The organism is Amycolatopsis sp. NPDC051758 (assembly GCF_044453095.1).
In the GTDB taxonomy this organism is placed as follows: domain Bacteria; phylum Actinomycetota; class Actinomycetes; order Mycobacteriales; family Pseudonocardiaceae; genus Amycolatopsis.
The window spans coordinates 116,115-134,704 of record NZ_JBITCJ010000007.1 but is presented as its reverse complement, the minus strand read 5'-3'; the positions used below and the strand labels follow the sequence as shown (position 1 = coordinate 134,704).

Here is an 18,590-nt window from a genome sequence, read left to right as displayed (position 1 = left end):
GCGCGATGGACCTCCGGCATCGGGTGGACGAGCTCATGCCGCGAGTGCGCGAAGAACTCGCGGACCTCGTCGCGATCCGTTCCGTCGCGGACCCGCGGCAGTTCCCGCCCGCGGAGTGCCGGCGCGCCGCCACCTGGGTGGCCGACGCGTTCGCCGAAGCCGGCTTCGGCACCGGCCTCGCCGACACCCCGGACGGCAGCCAGGCGGTGGTCGGATCCCGGCCGTGCGGCCGGGCCGCGGCGCCGACGGTGCTGCTCTACGCGCACTACGACGTCCAGCCACCGCTCGCGGAAGACGAGTGGCGGACGCCGCCGTTCCGGCTGACCGAAGTGGACGGACGCTGGTACGGGCGCGGCGCGGCCGACTGCAAGGGCAACATCCTCGCGCACCTCACCGCGTTGCGCGCGCTCGGCGACGACCTGCCCGTCCACCTCAAGCTGGTCGTGGAAGGCTCGGAAGAGCAAGGCACCGGCGGTCTGGAGGCGTTCGTCCCGGAGCACGCCGACCTCCTGCGGGCGGACGCGATCCTGGTGGCCGACACCGGGAACATCGCGGTCGGGCAGCCCGCCGTCACGGTCAGCCTGCGCGGCATGGTCAACGCGGTCGTCTCCGTCGAAGCGCTGCCGTCCGAACTGCATTCCGGCATGTTCGGCGGTCCGGCCCCGGACGCGCTGGCCGCGCTGGTGGTGCTGCTCGCCACCCTGCGCGATGACGCGGGCACCACCACCATCCACGGCCTGCCCGGCGACGGCCGCTGGTCCGGCGCCCCTTACCCGGAGGCACAGTTCCGCGCGGACGCGGGGCTGTCCCCCGGCGCCGTCCTGCTCGGCGGCGGCGAACCGGCGGACACGCTGTGGGCGCGCCCGGCGCTGACGGTGCTCGGCATCGACTGCCCACCGGTCGCCGGGTCCGCGGCCGCCATCACCCCGCGCGCCCGGGCCAGGCTGAACCTCCGGATCCCACCCGGCGTCGAGCCACCCGACGCGGCGCGCGCCCTGACGGAGCACCTGATCGCGGAAACACCGTGGGGCGTGCACGTGTCGGTCGAGATCGAGGCCACCGGCCACCCGTTCCGCCCGGCGACCGAAGGCCCGGCGTACGACGCGATGGCCAAGGCCATGCGAACCGCGTACGACCGCCCGATGGGCCGGCTCGGCCAAGGCGGTTCGATCCCGCTGTGCACGGTCCTGGCCGAGACGTACCCCGACGCCGAGATCCTGCTCATCGGCGTCGAGGAACCACAGGCACTCATCCATGCGCCCAACGAAAGCGTCGCACCCCAGGAGATCGCGGCCATGGCCCTGACCGAAGCGCTGTTCCTGCGCGAATATGGCGCCCCCTCCGGCGGACGGCGAATCCCCGGACGGTGAGTTGCGTTTCCTGAAGGTGTCCAACAAGGACGTTGCCGCGGAGCTGTTCCCCTCGGGCCAGCTCTGCCGGACCACTCGGCGACGCTTACTGTTGTCTCCGGAAACCTGGTCAAGGCCTGGCGCGTCGACCCGAGGGAGCACAACATGGACAAAAAGCTGCTTGACGAGCGGGACGCCGCGCGGAGAGTGGACGACGTCACCTCCGCCCTGGAGCGCCTGGCCGGCACCTTCGAGGACGAAGAGGAGCTGTCCGTGGTTCTGCAGCGAGTGTGCCAGCAGGTCGTGCACGCCGTGCCGGACGCGGAAATCGCCAGCATCACCCTGCTGCGCGACGGCGCCCCCTACACGGCCACCGCCACCGGGGACAGCGCGCACCGCATCGACCAAGCCCAGTACGAGGCCGGGCAAGGGCCCTGCCTCGAAGCCGCCCGGACCGGCGAGCTCCAGCGGGTCAAGGTGGCCGAGGCGGCACAGCAGTGGCCCGAGTTCGCCGCCGCCGCGGCCGAGTCCGCCGTGCTCGGCTACCTGTGCGCACCACTGTTCGTCGACCGTGAATACCACGGTTCGCTCAACCTGTACGACACCGGCGGCAACAGCTTCGGCGCTCTCGACGCCGCGCTGCTGGAGCTGTACACCACCGCCGCCGAGGCCGCGCTGCGCAGCGCCCGCCGGCACCAAGCCGCCCGCGAGACCACGGCACAGCTGTCCGCGGCGCTGACCTCCCGCGCCGTGATCGACCAGGCGAAGGGCATCCTGATGGCCCTGCACCGCATCCCGGCCGACGACGCCTTCGAGCTGCTCGTCAATGCGTCGCAGGAGCAGAACGTGAAGCTACGCGAGGTCGCCCAGGACTTCGTCACCTCGGCCTTGGCCGCCCCGGACCGGCCATGAGCGCCCCACTGCCGTGGCCGACGATGGCGCCGGCTCGCTGCTGAACCGACGCCATCGACGAATCCCGCCAAGCACGGAGGGACTCAGAGCTGCGAATACCCAGCTCTCGTGAACTTTGAACACGGATCAACTCCGAAACTGCACCGGCCGGTACTCGGCACCCCGGCAGCCACCGCCGGGAGCACCATCACCGGCCCGAACACGAGAAAAGTCACCGCACCCCGGCGAGCCGCCAGTAACCCGGCACCCAGTCCCCAGCACGACCAGCTCGACAGCTCCCGCTAGGGCCGGAAGGCACCGACGCCGACGGGTTGGTCCTCGCCCCGCGGCAGGGGGACGGTCCAGGTCAGGTGGGTGCTGCCGTCCGCGGCGGTGCTGCTCCCGAGCGTGCCCGCGCCGCTCCGGCACCCGCTCGACGCCGGCGCAGCAGCCGGCTTGACGCCGTTGTCGACCACATCGAGGGTGAGCAGCTCCGACACGATGCTGATCTGGACCTCGACAGCGGTGGCGTCGGCCTGCCGGGTGATCTCCGACAGTGCGTCCTCGACGATCACCACCGCGTCGTCGACGATCGTCAGCGGGATCGCCGCCAGGCTCCCGGTGAAGCTGGTCTCCACGTCGAACCCGAGCACCGACCCCGCGGTGTCGATCACCGTCAGGAGCCGCTCGCGCAGGTTCTCCGTCTCGGGCGAGTGCGGATCGAGGTCGTAGACGGTGGCCTGGATGCGCCCGATCGTGTCGTCGAGGACCGCGATGTAGGACTTGAGCCGCTCGCGCACCGCCGGGCGGGTGCTCGCGCTGGCCAGGCCCTGCAGCCCGGTCGCGACCGCGTGGAGTTTCCCGCTCACGTGCTCGTTGAGCGAGGACCCGATCCGATCGTGCTCATCAACGATGCGCACCGCCTGCTGGTCGACGCGGACGCGCTGGAGCTCGATCGCGACCCCGGCATGGCTGGCGAACCCGGCGAGATGCCCCATGTCCGCTTCGGTGAACCCGCGCCGCCCGGCCAGCCGCCCCACGCTCAGCACGCCCATGACACGCTCGCCGGCGGACAGCGGAACCACGACGACCGACCCGATCGGCACCGGAAGGTCGGCAAAACCGGCGGCGGCGTAGTCGGCGGTCAGGCTCGGGACCCCGGACCGCACGACCTGCCCGGCGAGACTGCCGTCCAGGTCCACCACGGTGCCGAGCACGTGTTCGGCCAGCACCCCGATCGCCGCGGTGACCTCCACCCGGCCGGTCTCCGTGACCAGGGCCAGCGTCGCGAAATCGGCGGACGCGCCGTCCTGGGCGTGACGCAGCACCAGGTCGAGCGGCCGGGCGTCGTCCCCGGCGAACAGGCGCTGGGTGATTTCCGTGGAGGCCGTGAGCCACGTGCGACGTTGCTCGGACTCGGCGAACCGGCGTGCGTTGTCGATCGCCACGCCGGCCGTCGCCGCCAGCGCCACCGCCAGTTGCTCGTCTTCGGCGCTGAACTCCCCGTTCAGGCTGCCGGTGAGGTAGAGGTTGCCGAAGATCCGATCACGGATCCGGACCGGCACCCCGAGGAAACTGTCCATCGGCGGGTGGTCCGGCGGGAAGCCCGCCGCGTCGGGATGGGCGTTCAGATCGGTCAACCGGATCGGCTCCGCCCGGCGGGTCAGCAGCCCCAGGATCCCCCGGCCCTGCGGCAGTTCACCGATGCGCTCGATCAGCTCGGCGGCCATCCCGGTGTGGACGAACTCGTCCAGCAGCCCGTGCTCGCCGATCACGCCCAACGCCGCATAGCGGGACTCGACCAGCTCGCTGGCCGCGGTCACGATGTGCTGCAGCACGACCTGCAGGCTCAGATCACTGGCGACCATGGCGTGGGCGCGCAGCAACGTCCGAAGCCGCCCCTGGGTCGCCAGCACGTCCTGCGCGCGGGCCGCGACGTCGCCCAGGAGCTTCTCAAGCTCCATCCGCGGCAGCTCCGCGAACGGCAACGCCAGCGGCCCGAAATCGTCCAACCGCTGACCATTCTGCACACCGGAAGCGGGGATCTTGCTCATGTCCTGCTCGCATCCCGTTGACTGATCTCGCGTCAGCGGGGGTCTGGACCGACGTCACCAGCACTGATGAGCCGGGGAACCGGCCACGTCTTCAACCTACGCCGCTTCACCGGGCAAGGGAACTCGACTGTGACCTCCACGAGCGCGGTCACGCCAAGACGAAACAACGCAGCCACGAGCCGGAGCGGGCGGCGATGCCGAGCATGACCACGTCGGCGCCGGCTCAGCGGGTGCGCGGATCGGCGACCTCGGCGATCAGGGTCACCACCTCGTCGAGGTGGGCCGGGGTGGTCAGGTGGCCGGCGCCGGGAAAGACCCGGAGATCGAGGGCCATGGTCCGGCGCACGGCCGGAGCCAGCCGCCGGGGTGGCAGGAACCGGTCGTGCTCCCCCACCCCGACGGCACAAGGCAGTTCGGCGCGACGGGCCAGCAGCTCGGCCGGCAGGGGCGGCGGGGAAAGCGTCGTGCGGCAGCAAGCAGCCATCAGCGCCATCCACTCGACCTCGGTCTGCGGCGGCTCCTCCCCCGGACCGACGAACAGCCGGAGCATGCGGCGAGTGCGGCCGGCCGTGGGCCGCAGCAGCCACCCGGCCGAAACCAGGGCAAGTTCGGGGTCGACGCCGAGCCGGATGATGCCCGCCGGCGAAACCAGCGCCCGCGCCGCGATCCGGGGTGAGCCCGCCGCGAGCACCACGGCTGCCCCCAGGGAGTTTCCCACCAGCACCGCGCCGTCGACGTCCATGGCGGTCAGGATCTCGTCCAGCAGCCTGCCGTACCAGGAAAGCCGGGCGCGGCGAGGCCGGCGCGGGTCGCTCAGCCCGGGCTGCCCCGGCAGATCCACGACCGTGGTCGTCCAGCAGCCGGACAGGGCCCGCAACCACGGCAGGGCGACCGCGGCGTTGAACCCGGTGCCGGGAACGAGGACGACTCGCGGCTCACCGGATCCGGCAGTGGTGAGCGCCACTCGGCCGGCGCTGGTGTTCAGCGTCGCGGTCGTGAGCGGGAAGCCGGCTCGCGACAGGGCGTCCGAACACCACTGCCGGACCGCGCGCCGGCCACGGGGGTTCTTGTACACGGTCGCCATCGCGCAAGTGTGATCCGGCGGCCCGGGCGTCGTCCACGGTCCGGCCGCCCCCAGAGCCGCTCGTTCACTCCGCGACGATCCGGAAGACCGGCAGGCCGGCCGCGACCGGGGCGAAGTCCTCGACGGGGGCGTGCCGGTCGACCGGGATGTGGGCCCGGGCCCCGGGCGCGACGGCGAGGTAGCGGCGCAGGATCGGCGGACGCTCGGCCGGCGGCACTTCTTCGAGCCGGACGGCTTCGCGCCGTCCGTGGCGGAGCACCACGTGGCCGTCCGCGGCTTGGACGTTGCGCACCCACTGGGTCCGTTCGCCGAGCATCGCAACCAGGTAGCGCTCGCCTTCGTGATCAGCGACCACAAGAGGGACCGAGACCGGCCGGCCACTGCGGCGGCCCGGGACCTCCAGCGTCACGGCCCGGTGGGGCAAGACGCCGGCCGCGTAGGCGAGTGCGGCCGAGCGGTTCATCAGCCGGGCCACACCGTGCGGCCGGGCGCCCTGGTACTGCCGGCGGGTCCACCGGTGCAGCGGACCGTCCGTGACCGGCGCGGGCCGGCCGTCGTCGAGCGCTTCGGCGTCCTGGCGGATCGTGCGCAGGGCCGCCTGCATCACGACGCGCACGAACGGCCGCACCAGCCACCAGTAACGCGCGAACCGGCGCGCCGACGCGGGGTCGGCGGTGGCGGTCCGGGCTTCGTAGGTGACCAGGGTGCGGGCGGGGCCGTAGGGCCGCAGCGAGAACCCGGCGGCGATCCGGCCCCAGCCCGGTTCGGCGAACGCCGTGAACTCCGCCGGCGTCATCGCGCCGACGTCGTACCACTGGATGTCGGGCTGCCAGAACCGCCCGACGGCGCCCAGGACGACCTCGCGTCCGGGCGTCTCCCCCAGCGGCAGCCAGCCGGGCAGCGCGACTTTCCCGCCGAACAGTTTCAGCTCGGCGGGCGGCTCGGCCGGCGCCGCTCCCCGGAACCGCCGGGCGAGCGCTTCCGGCACGCCCCGGGCGCGCATGGCCGCGTCCATCAGGGGCGAGTGGACCCGCAGCACGTCCAGGTCCCGCAACGCACGCCAGGTCTCGGCGATGTCCGCGTCGGCGACGACGTGTTCGATCAAGGTCACGTCGAACCGGGGCAGGAACCGGTCGATCAGCAGGTCTTCGCCGGTGAGTTCCCGGCGTTCATCGGTGTCGAGCAAGCGATCCGTCATGAGCGCACCTTTCGTCGTGGGAGAACCTCAGCGCCGGCGACGTGGTGGCCGGCCGAAGGTCCGTTGCCTCAACAGGACTCGCCGCGCAGCACTTCTTCGACGGCCCGGCGCGGCGAGCGCGGGTCGGCCTCCGTGGCGTAGCCGATGCGCAGGAGTGCCTGGGGGAAGCCGGTGAGCCCGAGGTCCTCGCACAGCGCGGACCGCACCGGCTCCAGGTGCAGGGGCTGTGTCAGCACGGCGGCCGCCAGCCCGAGGTCGACGGCGGCGAGCCAGGCCCGTTCCATCGCGTAGCCGGCTCGGATGTGGTCGGCACCCGCGTCGTCCGCGGTGACGAAGACGAGCAGTGTCTCGGCGGCGAGCCGGCGCTCGAGTTCGGCCGTCTCCGGGATCTCCGTGGCCCGGCGCACCAGACCCGCCCACGGCACCGAGCCCGCCGGGATACGGCCGGCGGGGAGGCCGACGCCGTGCTGGTGGGCACGTTCGTCCCGGATGGTCCAGAGGGACAGCTCGCGCTGGTAACCACCGTCGGACCGGAAGCTCTCGGCGGCGAAGCGCAGCAACCGGGCGACCACAGCGACTTCCCGGCCGGCCCGGACGGGTCGCGCTTCCACCCCGGGCGCGCCGCCCGCTTCGGCGATCCTGCGCACCACCGGCGGTGGCACGGCGATCCCCTCGAAGGGCGCGCGATGGCTGGCCCGGCGGCTGATCGCGCCGTAACGACGGAGTTCGTCGACGGTGGGTTCGGCCTCGGCGCCGACATCGATCCGCGCCACCAGGTCCGGCTGCCGGTCGTCGGGGCGGAACACGACCTCCGCCGACCGGCCCAGGATCCGGGCCGCGAGCTCGAGGTTGGCCACCGCGGCACCGCAGGACGCCGCGCGGTCGCGGCCGTCCGGGTCGTGGTGGGGCAAGGCCGGTTCGGCTCGTTCACGCACCCGCAGCTCTCCAGGGGTGACCTCGAGCACCCAGGGCTGAGTGTTGTGCACCGAGGGCGCCCGCATCATCGACCGGACGAGCACTTCGGTCTCGGCCGCCGTCCAAGCCTTGCTTTCCACAGTGGACATCGCGGTCACCCGGTCCGGTGCAGGAGCGGAGGGCTCGCGGTCCACAGGTCGCCGCCGAGGTACGCGAGCACCGGCAGGTCTTCACCGGAGTGGGTCTCCATGGCCGGCGACCAGCCGCGGTGTTCGTCCCACAGCTGGGCCAGGTCCCGGTCCGGGTGCCGCGGCAACCGCGGGTCCAGCGCACCGTACGCCGACGAGGGAGCGTCGAGGTCGACGGTGCAGGACTCCACGCCCACGCCGACCGCGGAGCTCACCGCGGCCAGGTAACCCGTCAGCCCGGGCCGCAGACCGTGGTCACGGTCGATGCCGGTCAGCAGGGGAATCACCTTCCCTCGTCTCGGGACGTTCACCGGCCACGGCGGACCGGCGCTCACCTGGCTCCGACGGTACGAGCCCGCCGCCTTCGGGGATGGCGTCGTTCGGCCTCCAGGGGAAGGACTTTTGTCACCTGGACGCCGCAGCGCCCGCAGGAGGTCCGCCGGCACCGGCCCCGTGGGCCACGACCGGCCGAGCTTTCCAGGCCGGTCCCGGCGATCATCCGGTCCACATCGGACGGGCGGGTGCCGAGCACCGCGGCGAAGTGGCGCAGCGCCTCGGTCACGGTCAGGTCCGCGTGGATCGCCGGTTCGTCCACGGCGTGTTCCTTCCGATGACGCCATGGTGTGCGCCGCCGGCCGCGCAGGACCCTCCCCGCGGTCCCGCTTCGTGGTGACTTTGGTCCCCGGCCCGGGACTTCCGGCGGCGAGCCGGTGACCTAACACCCTTCGCCGGCGCGCGCCGGGCACCGATCCTCAAGGGTATGAACACGCCCTGGGCCGATGTGCACGAAACCCACATCGGCGCGGTCTTCCTCGTCGGAGACCTCGCCTACAAGCTGAAGAAGCCGGTCGACCTCGGCTTCCTCGACTTCTCCGCCCGCGAGACCCGGGAACGGGTGTGCCACCGGGAGGTGGAGCTGAACCGGCGGCTGGCGCCCGACGTCTACCTCGGCGTCGCCGACGTCACCGGGCCGGACGGCGCCGTGTGCGACCACCTCGTCGTCATGCGCCGCATGCCCGAGGACCGCCGCCTGTCCACCCTGGTCCGCCGGGGTGCGCCACTGCACGTGACGATCCGGCAGCTGGCCCGGCAGCTCGCCGTCTTCCACGACCGGGCCGGACGCGGCCCGGAGATCGACGCCGACGAAACCCGCGACGCCGTCCGGAACCGATGGCGCGCCAGCTTCGACCAGGTCCGGCCCTTCCACGGCGAAGTCCTGGACCCGGCCACGGCCATTGAGATCGAGGCGCTGGCCGAGGACTTCCTCGCCGGCCGCGAGGCGCTGTTCGACCACCGGATCGCCGGCGGCCACGTCGTCGATGGCCACGGCGACCTGCTGGCCGACGACGTCTTCTGCCTCGACGACGGTCCGCGGGTGCTGGACTGCCTGGAGTTCGACGACCACCTCCGGCACATCGACGTCCTCGACGACGTCGCCTTCCTGGTGATGGATCTCGAACGGCTCGGCGCTCCGGAGCTCGGTGAGCAGCTGCTCGCCGGCTACCGCGAGTTCACCGGTGACCCCGCTCCCCCGGCGCTGGTGCACCACTACCTGGCCTACCGGGCGTTCGTCCGGGCCAAGGTCGCCTGCCTGCGGCACGCCCAGGGTGATCCCGCCGCGGGTGCGCTCGCGGGCGAGTACGCCGAGCTCACGCTGCGGCACCTCCGGCTGGGGCAGGTGCGGCTGATCCTCGTCGGCGGGGAACCGGGCACCGGGAAGTCGACGGTCGCCGGTGGACTGGCCGACCGGCTCGGCGCGACGCTGCTGCAATCGGACCGGCTGCGGAAGGAGCTGGCCGGGCTCGAACCGGTCCCGCGGGCCCCGGAGGGTTACCGGCAAGGCCGCTACGACGGCCACCACACCGACACGACCTACACGGACCTCCTGCGCCGCGCCGCGGAACTGCTCGCGCTCGGCGAGACCGTCGTGCTCGACGCGTCCTGGAACGCCGCCCGGCACCGCGAACTCGCCGCCGAGACCGCCGAACGGACGAGCAGCCCGCTCGCCGCCGTGCGCTGCCAGGTGCCGGAAGAGACAGCCGTACAACGGATCACGCGCCGGACGAGCACCCTCTCCGACGCCACCCCGGACATCGCGCACCGGATGGCCGCGGACGCCGATCCGTGGCCGGAAGCGCACCCGCTGCCGACCGCCGGCACGCCGGCGGAATCGGTCGCGCGGGCGCTGGCGTACCTGGCGCCGGGGCACCCAAAGTCCCCCGCCCAGAGGCATTCCGGCCCTCCCGGCGGCGGTGCCGCCGGTGCGAGGGTCGAACGGACAGCCGAACCCGACCCTGAGGCAGGCCGATGATGGAGCGAGCATTTCCGGACGAGTTCACCGTCAAGACCGCGGTGGCGATGGCCGTCCGCGCGCCGTCGGTGCACAACTCCCAGCCGTGGTACTGGCGGATCGGGCACAGCTCGCTGCACCTCTACGCCGACCAGGACCGGCTGCTGCACGAAACCGACCCGGACGGCCGGGACCTGATCCTCAGCTGCGGCGCGGCCCTGCACCACCTCCGGGTGGGGTTCGCCGCGCTCGGCTGGGCGTCCGAGGTCCACCGGCTGCCCGACCCGGACGAGCCGGACCACCTCGCGGCGATCACGCTGCACCGGCACGAGCCGACGCAGGACGAGGTCGCGATGGCGGCGGCGATCCCCCGCCGCCGCACCGACCGGCGCCGGCACAGCTCGTGGAGCGTGCCGCGCGGGCACGTCGAAGCGATGGCCAGGGCCGCCGCGCTGGAGGGCACCGTGCTGCAGGCGGCGGAGAACTCGGCGCGCCACCACCTGGCGACCGCCATCGAAGAGGCGTGGCTGCGGCACCAGTCCGACCCGGCCTACCGCACCGAACTGGCCGCCTGGAGCGGCCGTCACTTCTCCCCCGACGGCGTCCCGGCCCGCAACACCCCGGCGCCGGACGACACCCCGGGTGCGCTGCGAACACGCGCCTTCGCCGATCCGCTCCTCCCCCAGCCGCCCGACGCCAAGGCCGAAGACGACGAAACCGTGTTGCTCGTCCTGAGCACGGCCTCCGACGACCGGATGTCGCGGCTGCGCGCGGGTGAGGCGACGAGCGCCGTGATGCTGACGGCAACCGCCTTCGGCCTGTCGTCGTGCCCGCTCACCGAGCCGCTGGAGCTCCCCGAGGTCCGCGAGACCGTCACCGAGCACGTGACCGGCGGCTCGTTCCCCCAGATGGTGCTGCGCATCGGCTGGGCGCCCGCCAACGCCGACCCGCTGGTCGCGGCCCCGCGCCGCGACCTCGCGGACGTCCTGCAGCCGCTCGAAGCTCCCCCGAAGCACTTCCAGAACCGCTAGAAAGGGACGGTCATGCCGTACTGGCACTACCCCGGAACGATGGGCTGGGCCGGCGGCATCGGCATGCTCGTGCTGATGGCGCTGGTGCTGGCCGCGCTGGTCACCCTCACTGTTGTCCTCGGGCGGCGAGGACCGCAACCGCCGTCGCCGGGTGACACCGCCCGGCGGATCCTCGACGAGCGGTTCGCCCGCGGCGAGATCGACCAGGAAGAGTACGAACACCGCCGGGACGCGCTGACGCGAACGGAATGAACGGTCCTTCGCGGCCGGCGGCCGCGCAAAGCTGCCCTTCCGCGTCGTCACCCAGGCCGGACCGCAGGACCAGGTCCGCCGGGTGGTCGTCGCCATCGCCCACCGAGGACGTCATGGACCGGCTGAGCCCGCTCGACGCGGCCTTCCTCGAAATCGAGGACGAAGACCCCAGCTCGTCGCTCGCCATCGCCTCGGTCGCGATCGCCGAAGGACCCGCGCCCGGCCAAGACGAGTTCGTCGAAGCCGTGCAGGCGCGGCTCGCCGGGATCCCGCGCTACCACCAGAAGATCCGCACGGTGCCGTTCGATCTCGGCCCGCCGGCCTGGGTCGACGACCCGGCCTTCGACGCGAGCGCGCACTTCCGCCGGATCGCGTTGCCGGCCCCGCACGACGAGGCGGCGCTGTGCGAACTGGTCGCCCTGCTGATGGGCGAACGGCTCGAGCGCGACCGGCCGCTGTGGGAGTTCTGGGTCATCGAAGGCCTGCCGGACGGGCGCTGGGCGATCCTGTCCAAGCTGCACCACGCACTGGCCGACGGCCTGGCCGCGACCCGGCTGCAGACGATCCTCTTCGGCGACGTCCCCGCCCCGGCCCGGAGCGAGGCGGCGCCCGATCCCGGCACCGCGCGGTTGCTGCTGGACGCGGCCGGAACGCTGCTGCGGAACCCGTGGGACCAGACGCGCCTGCTCGCCCGGGAGCTGCTGCACCCGAACCGGCTGGCCCGCCGCGTGAGCACCGCCGCCCGCGGTCTCGCCGCGCTGACTTCGGCGTTGCTGCCGGCGTCGCCGACCCCGCTGACCGGACCGCTCGGCCGCGACCGCCGGTACGCCACCGCGTCGGTGGCGCTGGCCGACGTCAAGGCCGTCGCCAAGGCGCACGAGGTCACGGTGAACGACGTCCTGCTGGCCGCCGTCGCCGGCGGGTTCCGCGAACTGCTGCTGCACCAAGGGGAAACTCCGGCGGCGGACAGCGTGCGGTCCCTGGTGCCGGTGTCCGTGCGGACCGGGACCGCGGTGGACAACGAGGTTTCGCTCCTGCTGCCGCTGCTGCCGGTCGACCTGGCCGACCCGGTGCAGCGCCTCCTCCGGACCCACCGCCGCTTGGGCACCCTCAAAGCGGCCAAGGAGGCCGACGCCGGCGCGCTGGTGACCACGGCGGCCGCGCACGAACCGTTCGCGCCGATCGCCTGGGCGATCCGGGCTGCGGCGCACCTGCCGCAGCGCAACATCGTCACGGTGACGACCAACGTGCGCGGCCCGGCCGAACCGCTGTCCGCACTGGGGCGGCCGATCGTCGAGATCTATCCGTACGTCCCGATCGCGCTGCGGGTGCGGACCGGGGTGGCAATGCTCAGCTACGCCGGGCGGGTCACGTTCGGGATCACCTCCGACGCCGACACGGTCCCGGAGATCGACGTGCTCGCCAAGGCGATCGGGAGGGAAGTCGAGGCCCTGCGCGCCACGGTCCGGTAGTCACCGGACCGCAGCGAACTCCGCGGCCAGCCCCGCGACCAGCGCCGCCGGGTCCGGGATCAGCTTCCGGTCCGTGCCGAAGCCGAACCGGACCTGCCCGGCGTAGCTGAACACGCAGATCGTGATCGCCTGGCGTCCGCTGCACGGCGCCCAGCCGACGATACCCTCGACCTCCGCGCCGGCCAGCGTCATCGGTGCGCGCGGGCCGGGCACGTTGGTCAGCACTCCGACGGCCTTGCCCGCGAAGAACCGGCTCATCGCCAGGCCCAGCGGCGCCGGGCTCTGGGCGATCGCGTACTGCACCCCGAACGTCAGCACCGGCTCGTAGGAGTCGCGGATCCGGGCGACCCGGCGGTGCACCTCGGCGAGGCGCTCGGCGAACGTGCGGCGCCCGAGCGGCAGCTGGGCCAGCACGAGCGAGAAGTGGTTGCCCAGGGTGGCGGGCAGCTCGCCGTCGAACGAGGACAGGCTGACCGGGATCAGCCAGCCCAGGTCGGACGGCTCGGGGCGAGTGGTGCCGTGGGCGGCGAAGTACCGGTCGAGCGCGCCCGCGACGAGCGCGGTGCAGACGTCGTTGACCGTCGTCCCGGTCTCGTGGCCGATCCGGGCCAGGTCGGCCAGTGGGACCGGCTCGCCCCAGGCGGCGGTCTTCTCGGTCCCCGGCTCGCCGTCCCACAGCCCCGTGGCGGTGGACGGCCCGAGCAGGTCCGCGGTTCCGGTGGCGCTGTGCCAGACCGTCGTCGCCGCGCCGGCGACCGTGTCGACGACGTGGCGGGGGCCGCCGTCCAGCGCGGCGGCCAGGAATCCGGCGACGGCGCCCGTGGCGCCCACGGCCGCCGTCGCGCCGAGGACCGGTAGTGACACGGCGGTCTCCAGCACGGGGTGCACGCGGGCCGCCTGCCGCTGGAGGCCCGCCCCGGTGTCGCCGAGCACCCGGAGCGCGGCGGCGCCCAGGCGGACCACCGGCTGGGCCACGGCTTCCCGGTGCGGCGCGGCGCCGCCGACCTTCGCGTGCGGAACGCCACCGTCACCGTCGGCCGGGTCGAGGAGGCTGAACAGCACCTGCGTCAGCCGGATCCCGTCGGCCATCGCGTGGTGCGTGCGGCAGACGAGCGCGCTACCGCCGCGGTAGCCCTGCAGCAGGTCGATGGTCCACAGTGGACGACCGGGGTCGAGCGGGGTGCTCCGGCGGGCGGCGACGAACTCCTCCAGTGCCGCCTGGTCGGCGGGCGCGGGGAGATCCTGCTCGACCAGGTGCTTGCCGAGGTCGAAGCCGGGATCGGTCTCCCAGGTGATCGAGCGCGCCGGGCCGTCGTGACGCACGGCTCGCTGCAGGTACACCGGGTACCGCGCGAGCAGCCGGTCCGACACGAGCGACCGTAGCCGCGCCGCGTCCACCGGCGTGCTGGTCCACAGCACGGACGTGACGAGCATCAGGTTCTCCGGCCGGTCCAGGTGCAGCCACAGGCTGTCCTGCGCCGGCATCCGCCGATGCGGTCCGACCAGTTTCCGCGTCATCGTCACACTCCCTTTCGGTTCTCAGGTAACCCCTTCCGCTCGCACGACGAAGCTGCCGTTCTGCCCGACCTGCGAGGACCAAGGGCCCTACGAGGCAGGGAGCGCGGTGCAGACCATCAACAGGAGCAGACGACGACAGGGAGAAGCAGATGACGGTACGGCTCGGGATCAACGGCTTCGGCCGGATCGGGCGCGACATCCTCCGGTGCGTGCTGGAAACCCCGGACAGCCCGATCGAGGTGGTCGCGGTCAACGACATCACGTCGCCGGAGATGCTGGCGCACCTGCTCGCCCACGACTCCACCTACGGCCGGCTGCGCATGCCGGTCGAGATCGTCGACGGCGAAGCGCTGCGCGTCGGCGACCACCTGATCCAGGTGACCGCGAAGGCCGACCCGGCGGAGCTGCCCTGGGGTGAGTACGGCGTGGACGTCGTCGTCGAGTCGACCGGCAGGTTCCGCACCCGGGAAGCCGCCGGCGTGCACCTGGCCGCGGGCGCGAAGAAGGTCGTGATCTCCGCACCCGGCAAGGACGTCGACACGACGATCGTGCTCGGGGTCAACGAGAGCGACTACGACCCCGCGAAGCACCACATCATCTCGAACGCCTCGTGCACGACGAACTGCCTCGCGCCGATGGTGAAGGTGCTGCACTCCGCGTTCGGCATCCGGCGCGGGCTGCTCACCACGATCCACAGCTACACCGGTGACCAGGCGCTGCTGGACCGGCCCCACAAGGACCCTCGCCGCGCCCGCTCCGCGGCGGTCAACATGGTGCCCACCAGCACCGGTGCGGCCAAGGCGATCGGGCTGGTGATCCCGGAGCTGGCCGGCAAGCTCGACGGCGTCGCGGTGCGCGTCCCGGTCGAGGACGGCTCGCTGACCGACCTGACGGTCGAGCTCGAGCGTCCGGTGACGGCGGAGCAGGTCAACCACGCGTTCGCCGAAGCCTCCGACGGCGACCTCAAGGGCATCCTGCGCTACACCGAGGCGCCGGTCGTGTCCCGCGACATCATCGGCGACCCGGCGTCGTGCGTGTTCGACTCCCAGCTGACGAAGGCCGACTCGCACCTGGCGAAGGTGTTCGGCTGGTACGACAACGAATGGGCCTACGCGACCCGCACCGTCGAGCTCGTGGAGCTGATCGGGCGCTCGCTCGCATGACAAAGCAGCCTCGGGTGCCCGCCGGTGATGCCGCCCGGCGGGCACCCGTCCTGAACAGTCCTGTTCGGCGCGTTCTCGGCTACCGTGGCCGCGAAGGCGGCACTGTCAGCCGAGGACGGAAGTGCATACGATGACCGGTCACCCCGCTGTCACCTCGATCGACGCGCTCGCGCCGGACCTGCTCGCCGAGGCACGCAGCCACGCTTCCCGGCGCGCCGCTCGGACGCTGGTGTCCGGGACTTCGCAGCGCGCCACCCTGATCGCCCTCTCCGACGGCGCGGAACTGGCCGAGCACGACTCACCGCCGGCCGCCACGCTCTACGTCGTCTCGGGCACCGTGCGGCTGCACAGCCACAGCGAGGAATGGACACTCCAGCGCGGGCACTTGGCGACCATCCCGCCGGAGCGCCACGGGCTCACCGCGCTCGGCGATGTCGTCGTGCTCCTCACCGTCGCGCTCCACTGACGGCCCTGCTGATCGTGGTGGACTTCGCCGGACCGGTGCGCTATTTCTCCTGCGGGCGCACACCGCCGCGGGCGACCAGCACCGGGCAGAGCGCGTAGGACATCAGGGCCTGGCTCGTCGAGCCGAGGGCCAGGCCGCGGAAGCCGCCCCGGCCGCGGCTGCCGACGACCAGCAGCTGCGCCCGGTCGGCGAGGTCGAGCAGGCATTCGGCCGGCCGCCCGGCCTGCACGACGCGGTCGACCACGACGTCCGGGTACTTCTCCGGCCAGCCGGCCAGCCGCTGGGCCAGCAGCTCGTGTTCGTGTGCTTCCATCGCCGAGCTGTCCATCGTCCACCGGCCTTCTTCGAACACCGCGGACAGGAACGCTTCGTGCCAGCAGTGCACCGCGATGAGCGGGGCGCCCCGCCACGACGCTTCTTCGAACCCGGCTGCGATGGCTTCGTCCCCCGCGGGTGTCCCGTCGACGCCGACGACGACCGGACCCTCGGTGGGCGGTTCGTCGTCCCCGGCGTGCGGGCGGATCAAGGTGACCGGGCACGGCGCGTGCGCGGCCAGCGCGACCGAAACCGACCCGACCAGGACCCGGCCGAGCCGCCGCAGGCCCGGCGTGCCGAGCACCAGCATCGCCGCCCCCTTCGCCTCGGCGAGCAGCGCGTCGGCGGGCCGTTCGGACCGGAGCGACGTCGTCACCTCGACGCCGGGCACGGCCCTGGTGGCCTCGTCGAGGGCTTCGGCGAGCACGCGCTCCCCGCGCGCGCCGACCGCCTGCCGGACCTGCTCGAACGTCGGGTCGCCCCGCGGGTACGGCGCGGGTAGTTCGGGGAGGGCGTGGACCAGGCGAAGGCCGAGGTGCCGCTCACGCGCGGCGCGCGCCGCCCAGCGGACCGCCGTCAGCGCGTCCACCGAACCGTCGACGCCGACCACCAGCGCTGAAGCCGAGCCGGTCATCCGTTTCCCCTTTCGCCGCAATGCTTGCGCGCGAAGTCAACCGGAGGAAGCCCGCTCCCGGCGTGAGGCTTCCGCCCTGGTTCGTGAGGACTTTGGTCCGTTCGCACCCGGTCCTCGTGAACCGGCGCCCAAGGGCCTCCCGGCCGGGGACCTTCGGCCCCAGAAACTCCCGCGGGACCGGCAGAAACTGACCGCAGTACCGAAAAGAACGGAGGTTTCCCCATGTCCATCCGACCGGAAGAGAAGAAGACCACCTCGGGCCACCGGGTCACCGAACCGGCGCCGGTCGCCGGTTTCCTCGCCGAATCCACGATCGCCGGGAAGTCCTTGGCGATCCTGCGGATCGTCACCGGCTTCGTGTTCCTGTGGGCGTTCCTGGACAAGCTGTTCGGCCTGGGGTACGCCACCCCGGCGAAGGGCGCCTGGATCAGCGGCGGTTCGCCGACCAAGGGCTTCCTGAGCAGCGTTCACGTCGGGCCGTTCGAGTCGATGTTCCACTCCTGGGCGGGCACCTGGTGGGCCGACTGGCTGTTCATGCTCGGCCTGGGCGCCATCGGCGTCGCCGTGATCGCCGGGATCGGGCTGCGGCTGAGCGCGATCGCCGGCTCGCTGATGATGCTCATGATGTGGGCAGCCGAATGGCCGTTCGCGCAGAGCATGAGCACCGGCGAGGCGACGCACTCCACCAACCCGATCATCGACTACCACATCATCTACGCGCTGATCCTCATCGCGCTGGCCGCCGCTTCGGCCGGCCACACGTGGGGACTCGGCCGTCGCTGGGCGGACGCCGTCGGCGACCGCCAGTGGCTGCGCTGAGCGCGATCGGTTCCACGGGCGCCCGCCGGCCGGCGGGCGCCCTTTTCCGTTGTCCCGGCGACGAAGGAGAAGAAATGAAGGCACTCGTGTACGACGGCCCCGGCCGGCGCAGCTGGACCGACCACGCCGAGCCCGTGCTCACCGCGCCGACCGACGCGATCGTGCGGATCGACGCGGTCACCATCTGCGGCACCGACCTGCACATCCTGTGCCGACGTCCTACGAGGTCGGCGTCCGCAACGGCGGCGTCAAACCCGGTGACACCGTGGTGATCGTCGGGGCCGGCCCGATCATCGTCGTTGACAAGGAACCGGCGCGCCTCGACGCGGCGAAGTCCTTCGGCGTCGACGTTTCCGTGCAGCCCGGCGAGGCCGCGGCCGCGGTCGCCGAGGCCAGCGGCGGGCTCGGCGCGGACGTGGTGATCGAGGCGGTCGGCATCCCGGAGACGTTCGAGCTGTGCACGAAGCTGGTCCGCCCGGGCGGGCACGTCGCGAACGTCGGCGTGCACGGCGCCCCTGCACCTCGAGGAGCTGTCGATCAAGAACGTCACCGTCACCACCGGGCTGGTCGACACGTCCAGCACGCCAGGGTCGCGCTGTTCCGCGGCTGACCACCACACGAAACGGCCACCGTCCGGAAGGGACGGTGGCCGGTTCGTCCGGCGTGCTCAGAACACCGGACGCTTGCCGCTCAGCACACCGGACGGGCCGGGCGGCTCCGCGGAGACACCCCGGTCGTCGAAGCGGCCCTTGAGGGTCTGCCGCACCTCCACAACACCGCGCCGGCCTTCCGCTTCGCCTGTCGTGAACCGGACTTGAGCAGGCCGTGCGGCGCCTCGTGCTCGAGCAGATCGCCCTGCGACACGACACCGAGCACCCGGCCGTCCTCGTCGGTGGCGACGTCGGTCGTCATGACCGAACCCACCTTGCGATGACCGGGCATCACGATCTC

At 72.6% G+C, this 18,590-nt stretch carries 20 protein-coding genes; 11 read left to right on the top strand and 9 right to left on the bottom strand.

The features are described 5' to 3' along the window. Positions 1-5 precede the first annotated feature (5 nt). Positions 6-1,370 (top strand): dipeptidase, encoded by a 1,365-nt coding sequence (locus tag ACIA5G_RS31010; protein ID WP_395929550.1) that lies wholly within the window; start codon positions 6-8, stop codon positions 1,368-1,370. 144 nt (positions 1,371-1,514) lie between these two features. Next, the gene (locus tag ACIA5G_RS31005; protein WP_395929548.1) at positions 1,515-2,261 is read left to right on the top strand and encodes an ANTAR domain-containing response regulator; all 747 of its coding nucleotides are present in this window, start codon (positions 1,515-1,517) and stop codon (positions 2,259-2,261) included. Between the two features lie 281 nt (positions 2,262-2,542). On the opposite strand, the gene ACIA5G_RS31000 is transcribed toward ACIA5G_RS31005, so the two are convergent. The 6 genes from ACIA5G_RS31000 to ACIA5G_RS30975 form a co-directional block, all read right to left on the bottom strand. Next, positions 2,543-4,294, bottom strand: coding sequence for a GAF domain-containing protein (locus ACIA5G_RS31000; protein WP_395929546.1), 1,752 nt, complete (start codon positions 4,292-4,294; stop codon positions 2,543-2,545). Positions 4,295-4,517: 223 nt separating this feature from the next. Beyond that, entirely contained in the window at positions 4,518-5,378 is an 861-nt protein-coding gene (locus ACIA5G_RS30995) for an alpha/beta fold hydrolase (RefSeq protein WP_395929544.1), read from the bottom strand. A gap of 64 nt (positions 5,379-5,442) precedes the next feature. Further along, positions 5,443-6,576, bottom strand: a complete 1,134-nt coding sequence (locus ACIA5G_RS30990; RefSeq protein ID WP_395929542.1) for a nitroreductase/quinone reductase family protein — start codon at positions 6,574-6,576, stop codon at positions 5,443-5,445. Positions 6,577-6,644: 68 nt separating this feature from the next. After that, positions 6,645-7,640, bottom strand: coding sequence for an Acg family FMN-binding oxidoreductase (locus ACIA5G_RS30985; RefSeq protein WP_395929539.1), 996 nt, complete (start codon positions 7,638-7,640; stop codon positions 6,645-6,647). A gap of 5 nt (positions 7,641-7,645) precedes the next feature. Then, positions 7,646-7,966 carry a DUF6292 family protein gene (locus ACIA5G_RS30980; protein WP_395929537.1) on the bottom strand — a complete coding sequence of 107 codons (321 nt, stop codon included), beginning with the start codon at positions 7,964-7,966 and terminating at the stop codon, positions 7,646-7,648. 44 nt (positions 7,967-8,010) lie between these two features. After that, positions 8,011-8,274 carry a hypothetical protein gene (locus ACIA5G_RS30975; RefSeq protein ID WP_395929535.1) on the bottom strand — a complete coding sequence of 88 codons (264 nt, stop codon included), beginning with the start codon at positions 8,272-8,274 and terminating at the stop codon, positions 8,011-8,013. 165 nt (positions 8,275-8,439) lie between these two features. Between ACIA5G_RS30975 and ACIA5G_RS30970 the strand changes: the two genes are divergently transcribed. The 4 genes from ACIA5G_RS30970 to ACIA5G_RS30955 all read left to right on the top strand — a co-directional run bounded on the left by ACIA5G_RS30970 (position 8,440) and on the right by ACIA5G_RS30955 (position 12,724). Then, complete coding sequence (locus ACIA5G_RS30970) at positions 8,440-9,990, top strand: AAA family ATPase (RefSeq protein WP_395929533.1); 1,551 nt, start codon at positions 8,440-8,442, stop codon at positions 9,988-9,990. Continuing rightward, positions 9,990-11,000, top strand: coding sequence for an Acg family FMN-binding oxidoreductase (locus tag ACIA5G_RS30965; RefSeq protein WP_395929531.1), 1,011 nt, complete (start codon positions 9,990-9,992; stop codon positions 10,998-11,000). The genes ACIA5G_RS30970 and ACIA5G_RS30965 overlap by 1 nt, the downstream gene beginning before the upstream one ends. A gap of 12 nt (positions 11,001-11,012) precedes the next feature. Next, positions 11,013-11,252 carry an SHOCT domain-containing protein gene (locus tag ACIA5G_RS30960; RefSeq protein WP_395929529.1) on the top strand — a complete coding sequence of 80 codons (240 nt, stop codon included), beginning with the start codon at positions 11,013-11,015 and terminating at the stop codon, positions 11,250-11,252. Between the two features lie 113 nt (positions 11,253-11,365). Continuing rightward, the gene (locus ACIA5G_RS30955) at positions 11,366-12,724 is read left to right on the top strand and encodes a wax ester/triacylglycerol synthase family O-acyltransferase (protein WP_395929527.1); all 1,359 of its coding nucleotides are present in this window, start codon (positions 11,366-11,368) and stop codon (positions 12,722-12,724) included. Here ACIA5G_RS30955 and ACIA5G_RS30950 read toward each other — a convergent pair whose 3' ends face one another. Continuing rightward, positions 12,725-14,242, bottom strand: a complete 1,518-nt coding sequence (locus tag ACIA5G_RS30950) for a WS/DGAT domain-containing protein (RefSeq protein WP_395929525.1) — start codon at positions 14,240-14,242, stop codon at positions 12,725-12,727. 149 nt (positions 14,243-14,391) lie between these two features. Between ACIA5G_RS30950 and gap the strand changes: the two genes are divergently transcribed. Both gap and ACIA5G_RS30940 read left to right on the top strand, forming a co-directional pair. Beyond that, positions 14,392-15,405, top strand: coding sequence for a type I glyceraldehyde-3-phosphate dehydrogenase (gap, locus tag ACIA5G_RS30945; RefSeq protein WP_395929523.1), 1,014 nt, complete (start codon positions 14,392-14,394; stop codon positions 15,403-15,405). A gap of 130 nt (positions 15,406-15,535) precedes the next feature. Then, on the top strand, positions 15,536-15,871 hold the full coding sequence (locus ACIA5G_RS30940; RefSeq protein ID WP_395929520.1) for a hypothetical protein: 336 nt from the start codon (positions 15,536-15,538) through the stop codon (positions 15,869-15,871). 40 nt (positions 15,872-15,911) lie between these two features. On the opposite strand, the gene ACIA5G_RS30935 is transcribed toward ACIA5G_RS30940, so the two are convergent. Next, the gene (locus ACIA5G_RS30935) at positions 15,912-16,820 is read right to left on the bottom strand and encodes a universal stress protein (protein ID WP_395929518.1); all 909 of its coding nucleotides are present in this window, start codon (positions 16,818-16,820) and stop codon (positions 15,912-15,914) included. Between the two features lie 222 nt (positions 16,821-17,042). Here ACIA5G_RS30935 and ACIA5G_RS30930 point away from each other — a divergent pair, with 222 nt between their 5' ends. From ACIA5G_RS30930 to ACIA5G_RS30920, 3 genes are all read left to right on the top strand, one after another. Then, entirely contained in the window at positions 17,043-17,639 is a 597-nt protein-coding gene (locus tag ACIA5G_RS30930; protein WP_395929516.1) for a DoxX family membrane protein, read from the top strand. 74 nt (positions 17,640-17,713) lie between these two features. Continuing rightward, positions 17,714-17,911, top strand: a complete 198-nt coding sequence (locus tag ACIA5G_RS30925) for a hypothetical protein (protein WP_395929514.1) — start codon at positions 17,714-17,716, stop codon at positions 17,909-17,911. Beyond that, the gene (locus tag ACIA5G_RS30920; protein ID WP_395929512.1) at positions 17,905-18,249 is read left to right on the top strand and encodes a zinc-binding dehydrogenase; all 345 of its coding nucleotides are present in this window, start codon (positions 17,905-17,907) and stop codon (positions 18,247-18,249) included. The genes ACIA5G_RS30925 and ACIA5G_RS30920 overlap by 7 nt, the downstream gene beginning before the upstream one ends. An 80-nt stretch (positions 18,250-18,329) precedes the next feature. On the opposite strand, the gene ACIA5G_RS30915 is transcribed toward ACIA5G_RS30920, so the two are convergent. Beyond that, positions 18,330-18,551: a hypothetical protein gene (locus ACIA5G_RS30915; protein WP_395929510.1), complete on the bottom strand. Its 222-nt coding sequence runs from the start codon at positions 18,549-18,551 to the stop codon at positions 18,330-18,332. Positions 18,552-18,590: the final 39 nt, after the last annotated feature.

What these genes read in the sequence shown, in the direction of transcription:
- gap (WP_395929523.1), top strand. Translation starts at nt 14,392, where the DNA reads ATGACGGTACGGCTCGGGATCAACGGCTTCGGCCGGATCGGGCGCGAC.
- ACIA5G_RS30970 (WP_395929533.1), top strand. Translation starts at nt 8,440, where the DNA reads ATGAACACGCCCTGGGCCGATGTGCACGAAACCCACATCGGCGCGGTC.
- ACIA5G_RS30985 (WP_395929539.1), bottom strand. Translation starts at nt 7,640, where the DNA reads ATGTCCACTGTGGAAAGCAAGGCTTGGACGGCGGCCGAGACCGAAGTG.
- ACIA5G_RS31010 (WP_395929550.1), top strand. Translation starts at nt 6, where the DNA reads ATGGACCTCCGGCATCGGGTGGACGAGCTCATGCCGCGAGTGCGCGAA.
- ACIA5G_RS31000 (WP_395929546.1), bottom strand. Translation starts at nt 4,294, where the DNA reads ATGAGCAAGATCCCCGCTTCCGGTGTGCAGAATGGTCAGCGGTTGGAC.
- ACIA5G_RS30950 (WP_395929525.1), bottom strand. Translation starts at nt 14,242, where the DNA reads ATGACGCGGAAACTGGTCGGACCGCATCGGCGGATGCCGGCGCAGGAC.
- ACIA5G_RS30995 (WP_395929544.1), bottom strand. Translation starts at nt 5,378, where the DNA reads ATGGCGACCGTGTACAAGAACCCCCGTGGCCGGCGCGCGGTCCGGCAG.
- ACIA5G_RS30925 (WP_395929514.1), top strand. Translation starts at nt 17,714, where the DNA reads ATGAAGGCACTCGTGTACGACGGCCCCGGCCGGCGCAGCTGGACCGAC.
- ACIA5G_RS30935 (WP_395929518.1), bottom strand. Translation starts at nt 16,820, where the DNA reads ATGACCGGCTCGGCTTCAGCGCTGGTGGTCGGCGTCGACGGTTCGGTG.
- ACIA5G_RS31005 (WP_395929548.1), top strand. Translation starts at nt 1,515, where the DNA reads ATGGACAAAAAGCTGCTTGACGAGCGGGACGCCGCGCGGAGAGTGGAC.
- ACIA5G_RS30940 (WP_395929520.1), top strand. Translation starts at nt 15,536, where the DNA reads ATGACCGGTCACCCCGCTGTCACCTCGATCGACGCGCTCGCGCCGGAC.
- ACIA5G_RS30960 (WP_395929529.1), top strand. Translation starts at nt 11,013, where the DNA reads ATGCCGTACTGGCACTACCCCGGAACGATGGGCTGGGCCGGCGGCATC.
- ACIA5G_RS30990 (WP_395929542.1), bottom strand. Translation starts at nt 6,576, where the DNA reads ATGACGGATCGCTTGCTCGACACCGATGAACGCCGGGAACTCACCGGC.
- ACIA5G_RS30930 (WP_395929516.1), top strand. Translation starts at nt 17,043, where the DNA reads ATGTCCATCCGACCGGAAGAGAAGAAGACCACCTCGGGCCACCGGGTC.
- ACIA5G_RS30965 (WP_395929531.1), top strand. Translation starts at nt 9,990, where the DNA reads ATGGAGCGAGCATTTCCGGACGAGTTCACCGTCAAGACCGCGGTGGCG.
- ACIA5G_RS30955 (WP_395929527.1), top strand. Translation starts at nt 11,366, where the DNA reads ATGGACCGGCTGAGCCCGCTCGACGCGGCCTTCCTCGAAATCGAGGAC.
- ACIA5G_RS30915 (WP_395929510.1), bottom strand. Translation starts at nt 18,551, where the DNA reads ATGACGACCGACGTCGCCACCGACGAGGACGGCCGGGTGCTCGGTGTC.